1 protein-coding gene is annotated in these 409 nt (G+C 35.9%); it reads right to left on the bottom strand.

All coding sequences use genetic code 11. The features are described from left to right. The coding region (locus tag ADF62_RS00245; protein ID WP_048787824.1) for an ISL3 family transposase at nucleotides 1-409 on the bottom strand (409 nt) is incomplete at both ends.

Raw genomic sequence — 409 nt, 5'->3', positions numbered from 1 at the left:
GAAGACACGTTTCTTAAAGTTGATGAAGTTTCTAAAACCGAAGCCCAACCGTTTGATGTCTTTGATCAATTTATTCGTTGCCTCCAGTTTTGAGTTTGAATAGTCCGTTTCTAGTGCGTTTTTGATGTATTGTTTATGTTTAAGAAAAGTCCTAAAGACTGTTTTGAAGTAATGATTGGCCTTGCTTATATTCTCCTCTATGAGTTCAAAAAAATCATCCCCCCTCTTCTCCTGAAAGTGAAACAGCAAGAGCTGATAGAGGTTATAATAATTAGCGAGTTCTTCTGAGAAATTCAGTGTCTTCTTAACGACTTCATGTGGAATTAAGGTTTGACCAAAGGTCTTTGAGTGAAATGATTTACAAGATAACTTACGGCTGAGTCTCCAGTGATTTTTTAAAGCTCGATAA

Origin of the sequence: Streptococcus sp. 1004_SSPC, assembly GCF_001069025.1 — a bacterium.
Taxonomy (GTDB): domain Bacteria; phylum Bacillota; class Bacilli; order Lactobacillales; family Streptococcaceae; genus Streptococcus; species Streptococcus vestibularis.
The sequence above is the reverse complement of the archived record's forward strand: the minus strand, read 5'-3'. Positions and strand labels throughout refer to the sequence as shown.